This window comes from Stappia sediminis (assembly GCF_009826895.1).
GTDB lineage: Bacteria > Pseudomonadota > Alphaproteobacteria > Rhizobiales > Stappiaceae > Hongsoonwoonella > Hongsoonwoonella sediminis.
This window is the reverse complement of sequence record NZ_WUMV01000007.1, coordinates 228,483-241,462: the sequence shown is the minus strand read 5'-3', so window position 1 is coordinate 241,462 and position 12,980 is coordinate 228,483. Positions and strand designations below refer to the sequence as shown.

Sequence of the window (12,980 nt, the reverse complement as noted above, 5' to 3'; positions counted from 1 at the left end):
AAGGGTAGCTTTTTGGCTAGCCGGCTACAGACTGTGCCCGAGCAAGGCCAATGCTGAAACGGTCGCCAGTCCAAGGGCCCATGGCCGAATTGCACCACGCTCAAAACGAACGGCCAATGGGCGCGAGCTTCTTAGGGCAACTGGCACCAATGGCGCGAGCGAGGCCGCAAACGCGAGCTGTGAAAGCGTGAGAACACCGGCGATCGAAAGCGCTATGATCGCAACCAGGGTGCCAAAACCATAGAACGCGTTTTGTGTCGCAGCCGACCTTCGCGGCTCGACACTGGAATAGAGTATGGCCATTGGCGGCGCACCGACGCCTGTCAGCGTTCCCATGACGCCGCTAACGCCACCGGCAACAAAAAGAGATCTGCTGGAAATCGGGAATGAGAGCCCGAGTACCGTCAATCCAACTGCAAACAGCACAATAAGACCCACGATGATTGCCAATGCGCTGGTGCCGACGACGGCCGTCGCGATGTAGGCGGCAATGCTGGCACCCAGAATGCGACCGGCAAAGCCGGGCAGCAGGTCTCTACTGTGGACGGACTCTCGTGCACTCAGAAAAGCGCCTGACCCGATAATGAACCCGACGAGAAGAACCGTTCCGGGTAGCCATTCCGGCGCGACAAGCGCCATCACGGGCGCCGCGAACATCCCGAAGCCCGCTCCCGACAACCGTTGAACAAGGGTGCCGATGAAAACCGTGACGGCACAGATTGCCCAAGGCCCCAAATCGGGTAACAAGGTAGCTGACATTCATTTAGACCTGTTTCGATTTCAGTTGTTTTTGGCTTCGGCCGATCACGCGACGAAAAATGCGACCGTCATCGCACCTCCAATGACGACGATGACGAGCCGGAGAATGTCGATCCTTTCAATGCGCCGCACGAACCTCGACGTGATGTATGCACCGCAAATATTGGCCAAAGCCATGGGGATAGCGGATTCCCACGCGATCAGATCGGCAGTCATGAACGTGACGACAGACAGTGTGGAAAGAATGGAGGCAAGCAGGCTCTTTAGCCCGTTCATTCCATGAAGGTTTCGATATCCTTGAAGTGAGAGGGCGGCGAGCATGATGATGCCCAGCCCGCCGTTGAAATAACCTCCATAAGTCGCCACCAGCAGAAGGACGATTGCCGCCACCCCCGCTGAACGAATGCCAATTCCGCTGGCCTCGGAGAGCCGTTGCAACCGGGGTGCAGAGGCGAAAAGAAGTGTTGCCGTCAGCAGGAGCCACGGAACGAGCGCCAGAAACGCATCCGGCGATGTAACAACAAGAAGCGCGGCACCCAGAACGCCACCTATAGCCGCGACAACGAAAATCGATCCGAGAGGCAGCGTACCTTCAGCCCGAATGTCGTGGCGATAGGCCCAGACGCTGGCAAAATAGCCCGGCACCGCCATGGTTGTTGCGGTCGCATTTGCAACGACCGGCGGTATGCCGAGCCACACCAGGACCGGCAAGGTAACGAACGTCCCTCCGCCGGCGATTGCGTTTAAAGCTCCACAGAGGAGCCCCGCACAAACGATCATGGATACCTCGAACACACCAAATCCTCCAGAAGACCTGGCGCACAACTAGCGGCATGTTATATTGGTCTACAAATTGGTCTGATTTGGTTATGCGAAACACGAAGACATCAACCGTTCTCACATTGCTTCGGGAGCTTTTGCATTCCGGCGGGATGGCTGTAGGCGACAGGTTGCCGCCTGAGCGGGAATTGGCGCGGCAGTTTTCTTGCAGCCGCGAAACCCTGCGGCGTGCTCTGCTTGTGCTTGAAGAAGAGAACGAGGTTTGGCGTCACGTCGGCCAAGGGACGTTTTGCGGTCCAAGGCCCGGCGCGGCCCTGCGCAGGGAAAGCCTTTTGGTTCAGGCGACGTCCGTTCAGGAACTGGTGCAGGCTAGATACCTGATCGAGCCAGCCGTGGCGGCAGAAGCGGCACGCAAAGCGACGGCGGCGGATATTGCCAAGCTGAATGAATGTGTCGCGGTCGGGCGTGCCGGTCATGACAGGTTCGAATGTCAGCAGGCGGATGACATCTTTCACCGAACGATCGCAGAGGTGGCGAAAAACCCGATCCTGTATTCGATCCTGACCTTCCTCTCGGAAGCAAGGCGTCGGTCTACCTGGCAAACGCAATGGGATCGAACGTATCGACACATTGGCATCAGAGAGTTCAAGGGGCAGCACAGCGACCAGCATCAGCGCATCGTGGTTGCGATCAAAAACAGGGACACCAAGGCGGCGGAAGGTGAAATGCGCGCACATTTGGAAGCAATAATCGAAGCTCTCCAGCTTGCGCCGGGATCGCCGAGGTTCTCAGATCTTGATTAGTCAAATGCGGTCGTTCGCCGACTATGTTGCGGCGGTGCCGCCCAGTCTGAAGACCTCCAGCGGCTCCCTGATACCCTTGAGGCTTATCTCACCCCGGGATTCAAGCCGATAGGCATCCTCCACCGCGATGCCGGCGCGCGGGCTTAGGAGAATTTCGCCGTCTTCGGCTTCGTCGCAAAGGCGGGCGGCAAGGTTGATCGCCGTTCCTGACGCCGTGTAGTCGAACCTGCCTTCGAAGCCGACCATTCCGACCGTGGCATATCCCAGCGAGATACCGACGCCGAATCCAAGCCGGTAACCCAGGCGTTTCCATTGCGCGCTCAACTCGGCCATCCGCTCGCGCATGGCGATTGCCAGTCGAACAGCGTCGCTTGCCGGGTCGTCACAGGGCAGCGGATCGTTGAAGAGCACCATGATGCCATCGCCCATGCGGTGATCGACCCCTGCGCCGTACGCATTGATAAGTTTGCCCATCTCCTCGTGATAGGTCTGGAGAACTTCTATGGTCTCCTCCGGTTCCGCAGTTTCACAAAACGCCGTAAACCCGCGGATGTCGCAGAACAAAACCCCAAGCAGCGCCCGGTGGCTGGACAGCACCTTGTCCGAGCCCTGGCTGACGATGGTATCGGCAACCGCGGCAGGCAGGAAACGCTTCAACCGGCTCATGCGTTCGATCTGGCTGACCTGTTGCTCGACCCGGTCGCTCAGCTCTTCGTTGAGGCGTTCAAGCGCCTTGAATTGCCGCACGTTTTCTATCGCGATCACGGCTTGCGCGGCGAAAGACTGGAGAAGGGTGATTTCATTTTGCGTGAAAGATCGCTTCTTTCGCCGCTGCAAGACAAAAGAGCCGATGGCCCGCTCGCCGCTCATGAGCGGGATCACCAATTGGGAGCGCATGCCCTCTTTCTCGACAAGCGCAACCCGCGTCGGATTGCCCTGGCGATAAACGTCATCGTCGCGCAGATCCTCGGTCACTATGTTTCGGCGCTCGCGAACCGCACGGGCAACAGTCAGGTTGCTGTCGACCGGCCACCTGTCTTCTCCTGGCTTCAATGCCACGAACTGCGCCCCCGCGCTCGCCGTCAGCTCGAGGTGCGTGCCCTCCTCGTTGAGCATCGCCAGGACCGACATATCGACCTCGCATAAACGCAGAGCGCTTCGCAGGATCGTGTCGAAGACGGGTTTTTCATCGTCGCGGGAGCGGCTGATAACCTCAAGTATTTCGCGGGTCGCGTCTTCGCGCTCCCGAAAGTTTTTCAGCGCCCGGCCGTCGCCGGCATATGGATCTGTACTTGCGACCACCGATCGGATCTCGCGAATACCCCACAAACGTCAAGTCTAGCCGACCCAACAGCTATTTCCTAGCGAACTTGGGAAATGCGGACATGCGGCGGCACGGACCGGCCGGCCCTGTCTCCACCGCGAGATGGCCTGAAAGTTTCGAACGGGGGCAGAGCGGTCGTTTGCGGCGCGGCGAGGAATGCGGCGAGTTGTCCGGCCCGGATCGCTCCGGGCCGGCGGAGTTTTATCTGCCGTCTACTGTCTCGGGCTGTTGATGAATTGCTCGACGACATTCGACATGTCGAAGGAGGCACCGCCCTGCACCGGCGGGTAATCCGCCAGCGTCTGGAGATGCTGCTGCATGAGCACGCCCATGGGCTGCATCAGCCATGACACCTTCTGCATGAGATGACCGTAGGCGTCGGTCGTGTCGTAGCTTTCGTAAGGGTCCATGCGGATGTTGAACACCAGCGGCGCCGTGCGGGCCTCGATCGTGTCGTAATAGTCTTCCTTGGTCGAGAAATGCATTTTCCACGGCCCCATCCTGACGGCCATGAGCTTGCTCTCGTAGTAGTGGAAGATGTGATCGCGGTTGGAATTGCCCTGTTCGCCCTTCCAGTAGGCCAGGTTGTTTACACCGTCGATATACTGGTTCTTGCTTGCCAGCACATCGGCGTTGACGTCCTCGATACCGGCTGCGGCGGCGAGCGTCGTAAACATGTCCTGATGCGCCTGGATGCCGTTGAGCACCCTGCCGGCTTCCAGTTCGCCGGGCCAGCGGACCATCGAAGGAACGCGGACACCGCCCTCATAGGTCGTCATCTTCTCGCCGCGGAACGGGGTCGTGCCGCCATGCGGCCAGGAATTGTGCTCAGGCCCGTTGTCGGTGGAGTACCAGACGATGGTGTTTTCCGTCAGGCCGTTTTCATCCAGCCAGTCGAGCACCAGCCCGATATCATGGTCGTGCTGCAAAAGGCCCGAGCCGTACAGATCGGACTCGGAGGTGAATTCCTCCGCGGCATAGCGCCACTCGTCGTTGAGCCTGGTGTAGAGATGCATGCGGCTTGGATTGAGCCAAACGAAGAAAGGCTCGCCCGCCGCATTTGCCGAACCCATGAAATCGAGCGCCTTGGGTATCACCTCGCCGGCGTCGAAATTCTTCATGCGTTCCTGGGTCAGCGGGCCGGTGTCGGTGATGGTCTGCTTGCCGACGCGCCCGAAGCGCGGATCCTCGGTCGGGTCGTCCTCTTCCGTCGCGAAGCTGTGCAGCACCCCGCGCGTGCCGAAGCGGCTTTCGTATTCCTCCAGACTGCCGGAGAAAGCCGCTCCGAAGCGCTGATAGTCGCGCTGTTCGGCTTCTTCCTGCGTGTTGAGGTGATAGAGGTTCCCGAAGAACTCATCGAAGCCGTGGACGGTCGGCAGGTGCTCGTTGCGGTCGCCAAGATGGTTCTTGCCGAACTGGGCGGTGCGATAACCGATCTTCTTAAGTTCTTCCGCGAGAGAAGGCGAAGCCGCCTGCAGCCCGAGCGCCGAACCGGGCTGGCCCACCGTCGTCATGCCGGAGCGGATCGGATATTGCCCCGTGATGAAAGCCGCGCGGCCCGCGGTGCACGAGGGCTGGGCGTAATGATCGACGAACTTGATCCCTTCAGTGGCGATCCTGTCGATGTTGGGCGTCCTGTAGCCCATGACGGTATTGCCATAGGAGGACAAATTGGACCAGCCGACATCGTCACCCCAGATGACCAGAATATTCGGCCGTTGCCGGTCCTGAGCGAAGGCGGAGCCGGCACAGATCACCATGGCCAAAGCACTGACAAGCGCGAAAATACGCATGGCATATCCTTTCTGCGTCTTGGTAACGGTCAGAGCGTTTGTCGCCGAACGAATTACATACGGACTGGTTGACACTCCCGGCGATACATAAATTGCTCTCGGTCACGGACACAGTGCCCGGACACATACGCCAAGAGCGTCCAGTATTCGCGCCCGATAAGTTCCGTTACGTAAGTATGATGATATCGGATCACGAAAAAAGCTCGAATTGGCCTGTTCGAACGCGGCATCTTCCTTGCTCTCGCGGTGTCGACGAGGCATCCAGTGTCGGGTAGCGGGCATGCCCGATCACGCCGTTGAAGAGGCTGTTTCCTGCGTGCGAACCGCAGGCTGCGCGCGGGTGACGAGCCAGATGCCGATGCCGATGGGAATGACGCCGGCGAGGTCTTGCGCAAGCACGGGCTCGCCAAGCAGCGCCCAGCCGAACAGGAGGCCGAGCGGCGGCATGAGGAAATGCAGGGCGCTGGCGGAGACGGCACTGCCGAGGCGAAGCAGAAGGAACCAGAGCAGGAAGGCGCCTATTGAGACCACGAAAACGTTATAGGCGAGCGCGACCCACAGATTGGGGCCGACGACGATCTGCGACGGGTTTTCGATGATCAGGCCTGTCGCGAGCAACGCGGCACCGGCCGCAAGCGACTGCCCGCCGACGAGGGCCGGCAGGCTGACGCGGGGCGTCCACCGTTTGAAGAGGACCGTGCCCGAAACGAGGGAGACGAGCCCGAGCGTGACGAGAATAATGCCGCCGACGTCTTCTCCTTCCCCGCTCATGCGTCCGCGAACCACGATGACCACGCCGATGAGACCCAGCAGCAGGCCTGCGAAACGGCGTAGCGTCAGCGCCTCGCCCAGCACGAGGGATGCGGCGAAGGCAATCAGGATCGGGTTCATGCTTATGATGATCGTCGCAAGGCCGGAAGACACCTCGCCCATGCCGAGCCACGTCATGCCGTTGTATCCGGCCTGATTGAGGAGCCCGAGGACAAACAACCACCCCCAGCAGCCGCGACCAAGGCCCGCGAGGTCCCCTCGCCACCACGCCCAGGCAAGCAACAGAACGGCGGCCAGCAGAAACCGCAGCCCTAGAAACAGGACCGGCGGCGAGACCGCGAGCGAGAATTTGACAATCGGGAAAGCGGAACTCCAGGTCAGGCAGAACAGCAGGACCAGCCCGAGATAGGCGGAGCTTCCAGGCGATATGCGGGGCACGGACGACACCTTCGATCATTGGCAGCGGGGCGCCATTTAGGCATTGCGTCGAGAAATTGAGAAATTAAATTAATACGTCACATCTATTGGAAATATGGATTAATCGCATGGAACTCGACCTGTTGCGCGCCTTTGTCGCTGTGGCGGAAGCCAGCAGCTTCACGCATGCCGCTGCACGCATCCACAAGACGCAGTCGACCATCAGCCAGCAGGTGGGCCGGCTGGAACGCTATCTGGAGACGGTGCTCTTCGACAGGGATACGCGCCGGGTGAGGCTGACCGAGGAAGGCGAACGTTATCTCCTCTATGCAAGGCGCATGCTTGCAATCGACGAGGAGGGACGGGCAGCCCTTCGCGACAAGGACAGGGAGTTTCTTCATGTCGGGATCCCGGAAGATTTCGCCGTCCAAAGGCTGCCGGAGGTGCTTGCGCGCTTTGCCGCGAAGCACCGCGCCGTGCGGTTGAACGTGGTCGCGGCGCCCAGTGTCGAGTTGCAACGGCGTCTTGAAGACGGGCATCTCGATATCGCGGTCGTCAAGGAAACGGCTCCACCTCGCGATGCTTTGGCGTGCTGGCTTGAACCTTTGTCGTGGGTCGCCGGAAAGGAGGCGGGCGGGATTGACGAGCGTCCCGTGCCGCTGATCGCGTTTCCAGATGGGTGTTCCTACCGCGCGCGGGCAACGCAAGCCCTTGAGGCAGCGGGCGTGGGCTGGCGCATTGCCTATGAAAGCCCCAATTGGTCAGGGGTGCGGGCCGCGGTGAAAAGCGGGCTCGGCGTGGCGCTGCTGGCGGAAACCGACCGGATATCCGGTATTCGCAAGCTCAGCGAACATGACGGCTTTCCTGCGGTGGAGCCCACGTTCCTTACCGTCAAGGCCCGCCGGCGCGAACTGTCGCAGGCGGCAAAAGATCTGGTCGATACGTTTTCCGGGTTGGTGACGCAGGAGCGGAAAGAGGCGGATCAATATCCATTCGCCGTGGCCATCGGGTGTTCATAAGGAGAAACGATCCGGATATCCTCGGACCATCTTATCCGGGAGGTTTGCGCGATGGTGCCGTGCGTTCGGCAATCTGGGTGCCTGTTGATCGCCTGCATGGCGCTTCTGATTCCGTTCGCCGAAGTGGCCATGGCGCAGGAGACAAAGCCGCCCGCGCAGTTCGTTCCCGCTCTCAACGCCCTGTGCGGCAGCGGCCGTGAGCTAGCTGCCGGCTGCGACGAGGTGAAGGCACGCGCAATCGTCGATGCCGGCGTCTACCCCTGGAGCGCGATCGGGCGGCTCAACTTTTCCGCATACCGCGTCAGGCGGTACTGCACGGCGACGCTTATCGGCGAACGGTTTGTTCTGACGTCCGCGCACTGCCTTTACGTCGGTCCTTATATCGGCTGGGTCGACCCTGAAGACCTGCACTTTCTTGCCGGCTATCAGCGCGGCGGCTATTCCGCCCATTCGACCGGAGCAAAGATCTACCTACCCGATGAGGACGGGGAAACGAGGCCGTTTGACTACGACCCCGGCGACGACTGGGCGATCGTCGAGCTGAGCGACGCCATCGGCGCCGAAGTCGGCTATCTGGGCTTGTCCGCGCTCGATGAGAGCGAACTCGAAAATGCGCTTGCCCGGGGTGGGCGCATCGTAGTGGCCGGATATCCGCACGTCCGCGAACATGTGCTTTCGGTCGACGAGGATTGCGGCATGACGGGCTTTCTCAACGACAACCGGTTGTTTGCCCATGAATGCGCCGTCATGGCGGGAGATTCCGGCGCGCCCGTCCTATTGATGGAGGGTGGCAAAGTCTCCATCATCGCGGTTCACAGCGGCGCGGGCGTGGGCGAGGATGGTTTCATTCGGCTGGCGACGCCCGTCGGCGAAATGCTGGATGCCGCACGCCGGCTTCGGGCAGGAGATCAACAGAGCGCGGATGAAAGTGGCAGGGCCGGCTTGCCGGGCCGCGCGCCCGAAAAAGCAAAGTGAGCGGATGAGGCCATGACGGAAGAAGCGACGATCGCCCGCGAAATCCTCGCGGCTCTCGACGAGAAGCGGCAGATCCCCTGCATTACCGGGCGGCACAGCGGTTTCGACCACAAGGCGGCCTATCGGGTCTCGGGGGAAATCACCCGCTTGCGGCAGGAACGCGGCGAGATACCTGTCGGGCGAAAAATCGGCTTCACCAACCGCACGATCTGGGACGAATACAAGGTCTATGCGCCGATCTGGGGTCCCGTTTATTCCACAACCGTGAAACCCGGCGCTGAGAGCCTTTCGCTCGACGCGCTGGTGGAGCCGAGGATCGAACCGGAAATCCTCCTGAAGCTCGGGAAAGCGCCTTCGCCAGCCATGAGCGAGGCCGAATTGATGGGCTGCATCTCTCATGTGGCGCACAGCTTCGAGATCGTACAGTCGCTCTTCGCCGGCTGGCGCTTCCAGGCCGCCGACACGGTGGCTGCCTTCGCGCTGCATGGCGCGCTGGTTCACGGCCCTTTTTCCGAAATCACCCCGGAGATCCGTGACGACTGGCGCAGGCGGCTGGCGAATTTCCGAATAACGCTCTTCTGCAATGGCGAGGCCGTTGACGAAGGCGTTTCGTCAAACGTTCTCGATGGCGGCCCGCTTGCTGCCCTTCGTCATTTGGCAGCGGTTCTGGCCGACGACCCGGCCGCACCGCCACTTCTGCCCGGCGAGATCATCTCCACGGGCACACTGACGCGCGCAATGCCCGTCGTGCCTGGCGAAACATGGTCGACACAATTCGACGGGCTGCCACTTGAGGGACTTACGCTGCGCTTCGAGTGAGCCGTATAGCCTTACCGCACCGAGATGCAGGTGACGGGCGACATGTGCGACAGCTTGTGCGACACGCTGCCGACCATCATCGACTTCACGTTCGAAAGCCCGCGCGTGCCGGTAACCAGCAGATCGGCCCCTTCCGAGTTGACCGCATCGAGAATACGGTCGACGGGCTTGCCGTCCTCGATGCGTCTTGAGACTTTCGTCGCGCCGTGTTCCTTCGCGATCCTTTCCGCCTGGTCGAGCACCTGCTCGCCGACGGCCTCAAGGACCCGGTAGGGAACGTTCGGGTTTTCCGGGGTGAAGGTGATATCGGCGGGAAAGCGCCCGACAGGAACGGAAGCAAAAGCCTCCGACAGGGGCTTGCCGCCTTCGCCCATCAGTTGCTCCACCTCCGCCATGTGCATCAGGTCTTCCGACACCTCGCCGCGCAAGAGGACATGAACGAGCACGACGTCGGCACCGTACTTCGAGGCGATGTCCGATCCGAATGCGACTGCCTTCTTGGCATGGTCGGATCCATCCGTTGCAATGAGAACCTTCTTGATCACGGCAGACCTCCCTTTGAATATTCTCCTAAGGTAAGGTTTTGGAGTTCAAACGCGCATTGACGAATCTCAATTCCTATTCCTGAGCGATGGGCCACTTTCGAAAGAAGCGTTTGCCGCTCCCGCAATCGTGTTCCGTTGGTGTAAATTCCCACTTGCGCGGGTGCCATGCGCTTACTATCTCGGTCCAATACATTCAAATATTCGCATCTAAGCCAAAATGCGGATATACAACGCGACAAAGGGCGCCGATTATCCGGCCGCGCCGCGCGTCCGGGCGAATTGCAGGAGGTATTACGATGAGTGCATATCCCGTCGATCTTTCGGTCAAGCCGGAGGTCAAGGCATTCTTCGATCCGACCACCAATACGATCAGCTATGTCGTGAAGGACCCGAAGTCGAAGTCTTGCGCGGTGGTCGATTCCGTCATGGACATCGACTATGCGGCAGGCCGGATCTCCTTCCAGCATGCCGACGAGATCATCTCCTACATCAAGGACCACGGCCTGAAGCTGGAATGGCTGATCGAGACGCACGTCCATGCCGACCACCTTTCGGCGGCCCCCTACATCCAGAAGGAACTGGGCGGCAAGATCGGCATCGGCAAGAACATCACCATCGTCCAGGACACTTTCGGCAAGGTCTTCAACGAAGGCACCGAATTCCAGCGGGACGGAAGCCAGTTCGACCGGTTGTTCGACGATGGCGACACCTATGAAATCGGCACGATGAAGGCCTTCGCCATGCATACGCCCGGCCATACGCCGGCCTGCATGACGCATGTGGTGGGCGATGCCGCGTTTGTCGGCGATACGCTGTTCATGCCCGACGGCGGCAGCGCGCGGGCCGACTTTCCAGGCGGCGATGCGGGCGAGCTTTACGATTCCATCCAGAAGGTGCTCGCCCTTCCAGGCGAGACGCGCCTCTTCATGTGCCACGACTACGGGCCGAACGGCCGCGACATCCAGTGGGAGACCACGGTTGCCGAAGAAAAGGCGCACAACATCCACGTCGGCGGCGGCAAGACCCGCGAGGAATTCGTGGCCATGCGAGAGGCGCGCGACGCCACCCTCGACATGCCGAAGCTCATCATCCCCTCGCTGCAGGTGAACATGCGCGCAGGCAAGCTGCCGCCCGCCGACGAGCAGGGGCAAAGCTTCCTGAAAGTGCCCGTCAACAAGCTCTGAGACAGCGGAGCAAATCGGGGTCCGGAGACCGGACCCTGCTACGGAGGAAATGGTCATGGAGATCAAGCGCGTCACGGGCACCTTGTCGGTCAGCCCGCAGATCTCGGTCGCGGACGTTACCGAAATCGCTGCGGCGGGGTTCCGATCGATCGTCTGCAACCGGCCGGACGGCGAGGGCGCCGACCAGCCGACCTTCGATGAAATCCAGGGGAAGGCGAGGAGCCTCGGCCTCGAGGCGCGCTATCTGCCCGTCGTGTCCGGAAAGGTGCGCGACGAGGACGCCGCCGAATTCAACGTGGCGATGGCCGAACTGCCGAAACCGGTGTTCGCCTACTGCCGCACGGGGACGCGCTCCGTCACGCTCTGGGCGCTTTCGCAAGGCGCAACGACGCCGGTGCCGGACATCCTGGCGGCGGCGAAAGAGGCCGGGTACGACATGGGCGGCGTCGCGCGGAGGATAGCGAACGGCGGCAAGACGCCGGTCGACGTCGCGGACGCCGAGCATGACATCGTCATCATCGGCGGCGGGGCCGCCGGCATCTCCGTCGCCTCCAGCCTGATCGCGCGCGATGGCGAACTGGATATCGCCATCATCGACCCGGCCGACACGCACTATTACCAGCCGGGCTGGACGATGGTCGGCAGCGGGATCTTCGACGCCCATACCACGGCGCGGACCATGGGTTCGCTCATTCCGCGCGGCGTTCACTGGATCAAGTCGGCGGTGGCGGCTTTCGAACCGGACAACGACGCCGTGATCCTCGACGGATGCCGGGTCGTCAAATACAAGCGCCTGATCGTTTGCCCCGGCCTCAAGCTCGACTGGCACAAGGTCGAGGGCCTGGACGAGACGCTGGGCAAGAACGGCGTGACATCGAACTACCGCTACGATCTCGCCCCCTACACATGGCGGCTCGTGCAGGGCACGAAGAGCGGACGGGCGATCTTCACCCAGCCACCCATGCCGATCAAATGCGCGGGCGCGCCGCAAAAGGCGATGTATCTTTCCGCCGATCACTGGTACCGCAACGGCCGCCTGGACGACATCGATGTCCAGTTCTACAACGCAGGCGGCGTTCTGTTCGGGGTGCAGGACTATGTTCCTGCACTCATGAGCTACGTCGAGCGCTATCACGCGGGGCTGAATTTCCACCACAACCTCACCGCCGTCGACGGCTATGCGAGGAAAGCCTGGTTCTCCGTGACGAAACCCGGAGAAGAGCCAGAAACCATCGAGACCGAATTCGAGATGATCCATGTGGTGCCGCCGCAAACGGCGCCCGACTTTATCCGCGTTTCGCCCCTTGCGGATGCCGCGGGGTGGGTCGACGTCGACCAGGCGACGCTGCGCCACAAGCGCTACCAGAACATCTGGAGCCTCGGCGACGTGATGAATGCGCCGAACGCCAAGACGGCGGCGGCCGCACGCAAGCAGGCGCCGGTGGTGGCCGAAAACGTCGTCGCCGACATCAAGGGCACAGGCTCGCAAGCGCAATATGACGGCTACGGCTCCTGCCCGCTTACCGTGGAGCGCGGCAAGATCGTGCTCGCGGAATTCGGCTACGGCGGAAAACTGCTGCCGAGCTTCCCCACATGGCTGATCGACGGCAAAAAGCCGAGCCGGCTTGCGTGGCTTTTGAAGGAGCGGGTGCTGCCGCCGATCTACTGGAAGGCCATGCTGCGCGGCAAGGAATGGATGGCGGTGCCGGAAAAGGTCACCGTTTCCGGCAAGACCGCCGCCTGAGCCTCAAGGCTTATTCCGAATTGCGACCGGCAGCCGGTTCAGGCTGC

General features: G+C 61.1%; 12 protein-coding genes. 6 read left to right on the top strand and 6 right to left on the bottom strand.

All coding sequences use genetic code 11. The features are described 5' to 3' along the window. Positions 1 to 24: 24 nt before the first annotated feature. Positions 25 to 759, bottom strand: coding sequence for a TSUP family transporter (locus GR183_RS15435; RefSeq protein WP_160776550.1), 735 nt, complete (start codon positions 757 to 759; stop codon positions 25 to 27). A 45-nt stretch (positions 760 to 804) separates the two neighbouring features. Beyond that, on the bottom strand, positions 805 to 1,539 hold the full coding sequence (locus GR183_RS15430; RefSeq protein ID WP_160776745.1) for a sulfite exporter TauE/SafE family protein: 735 nt from the start codon (positions 1,537 to 1,539) through the stop codon (positions 805 to 807). Positions 1,540 to 1,592: 53 nt separating this feature from the next. Between GR183_RS15430 and GR183_RS15425 the strand changes: the two genes are divergently transcribed. Next, the gene (locus tag GR183_RS15425) at positions 1,593 to 2,342 is read left to right on the top strand and encodes a FadR/GntR family transcriptional regulator (protein WP_208999869.1); all 750 of its coding nucleotides are present in this window, start codon (positions 1,593 to 1,595) and stop codon (positions 2,340 to 2,342) included. A 21-nt stretch (positions 2,343 to 2,363) separates the two neighbouring features. On the opposite strand, the gene GR183_RS15420 is transcribed toward GR183_RS15425, so the two are convergent. From GR183_RS15420 to GR183_RS15410, 3 genes are all read right to left on the bottom strand, one after another. Then, a complete protein-coding gene (locus tag GR183_RS15420) occupies positions 2,364 to 3,644 on the bottom strand; it encodes an adenylate/guanylate cyclase domain-containing protein (protein WP_160776549.1) in 1,281 nt (426 codons plus the stop codon). 234 nt (positions 3,645 to 3,878) lie between these two features. Beyond that, positions 3,879 to 5,459: an arylsulfatase gene (locus GR183_RS15415; RefSeq protein WP_160776548.1), complete on the bottom strand. Its 1,581-nt coding sequence runs from the start codon at positions 5,457 to 5,459 to the stop codon at positions 3,879 to 3,881. Between the two features lie 288 nt (positions 5,460 to 5,747). Continuing rightward, positions 5,748 to 6,668: a DMT family transporter gene (locus tag GR183_RS15410; protein WP_160776547.1), complete on the bottom strand. Its 921-nt coding sequence runs from the start codon at positions 6,666 to 6,668 to the stop codon at positions 5,748 to 5,750. A 107-nt stretch (positions 6,669 to 6,775) separates the two neighbouring features. Between GR183_RS15410 and GR183_RS15405 the strand changes: the two genes are divergently transcribed. The 3 genes from GR183_RS15405 (at position 6,776) to GR183_RS15395 (ending at position 9,460) form a co-directional block, all read left to right on the top strand. Beyond that, on the top strand, positions 6,776 to 7,666 hold the full coding sequence (locus GR183_RS15405) for a LysR substrate-binding domain-containing protein (protein ID WP_160776546.1): 891 nt from the start codon (positions 6,776 to 6,778) through the stop codon (positions 7,664 to 7,666). A 96-nt stretch (positions 7,667 to 7,762) separates the two neighbouring features. Continuing rightward, a complete protein-coding gene (locus GR183_RS15400; protein ID WP_160776545.1) occupies positions 7,763 to 8,641 on the top strand; it encodes a trypsin-like serine peptidase in 879 nt (292 codons plus the stop codon). A gap of 12 nt (positions 8,642 to 8,653) precedes the next feature. Further along, positions 8,654 to 9,460 (top strand): 2-keto-4-pentenoate hydratase, encoded by an 807-nt coding sequence (locus GR183_RS15395; RefSeq protein WP_160776544.1) that lies wholly within the window; start codon positions 8,654 to 8,656, stop codon positions 9,458 to 9,460. Between the two features lie 11 nt (positions 9,461 to 9,471). Here the strand turns inward: GR183_RS15395 and GR183_RS15390 are convergent, their stop codons facing one another. Beyond that, entirely contained in the window at positions 9,472 to 10,005 is a 534-nt protein-coding gene (locus GR183_RS15390) for a universal stress protein (protein WP_160776543.1), read from the bottom strand. A 296-nt stretch (positions 10,006 to 10,301) separates the two neighbouring features. Here GR183_RS15390 and GR183_RS15385 point away from each other — a divergent pair, with 296 nt between their 5' ends. Continuing rightward, entirely contained in the window at positions 10,302 to 11,189 is an 888-nt protein-coding gene (locus tag GR183_RS15385; protein WP_160776542.1) for an MBL fold metallo-hydrolase, read from the top strand. A gap of 55 nt (positions 11,190 to 11,244) precedes the next feature. Then, on the top strand, positions 11,245 to 12,933 hold the full coding sequence (locus GR183_RS15380) for a bifunctional protein tyrosine phosphatase family protein/NAD(P)/FAD-dependent oxidoreductase (protein ID WP_160776541.1): 1,689 nt from the start codon (positions 11,245 to 11,247) through the stop codon (positions 12,931 to 12,933). Positions 12,934 to 12,980 lie beyond the last annotated feature (47 nt).

Bases quoted from the DNA above. Each gene is read 5' to 3' on its own strand.
- GR183_RS15430 (WP_160776745.1), bottom strand. From the start codon at position 1,539: ATGATCGTTTGTGCGGGGCTCCTCTGTGGAGCTTTAAACGCAATCGCC.
- GR183_RS15425 (WP_208999869.1), top strand. From the start codon at position 1,593: ATGTTATATTGGTCTACAAATTGGTCTGATTTGGTTATGCGAAACACG.
- GR183_RS15380 (WP_160776541.1), top strand. From the start codon at position 11,245: ATGGAGATCAAGCGCGTCACGGGCACCTTGTCGGTCAGCCCGCAGATC.
- GR183_RS15405 (WP_160776546.1), top strand. From the start codon at position 6,776: ATGGAACTCGACCTGTTGCGCGCCTTTGTCGCTGTGGCGGAAGCCAGC.
- GR183_RS15400 (WP_160776545.1), top strand. From the start codon at position 7,763: ATGGCGCTTCTGATTCCGTTCGCCGAAGTGGCCATGGCGCAGGAGACA.
- GR183_RS15385 (WP_160776542.1), top strand. From the start codon at position 10,302: ATGAGTGCATATCCCGTCGATCTTTCGGTCAAGCCGGAGGTCAAGGCA.
- GR183_RS15395 (WP_160776544.1), top strand. From the start codon at position 8,654: ATGACGGAAGAAGCGACGATCGCCCGCGAAATCCTCGCGGCTCTCGAC.
- GR183_RS15435 (WP_160776550.1), bottom strand. From the start codon at position 759: ATGTCAGCTACCTTGTTACCCGATTTGGGGCCTTGGGCAATCTGTGCC.
- GR183_RS15415 (WP_160776548.1), bottom strand. From the start codon at position 5,459: ATGCGTATTTTCGCGCTTGTCAGTGCTTTGGCCATGGTGATCTGTGCC.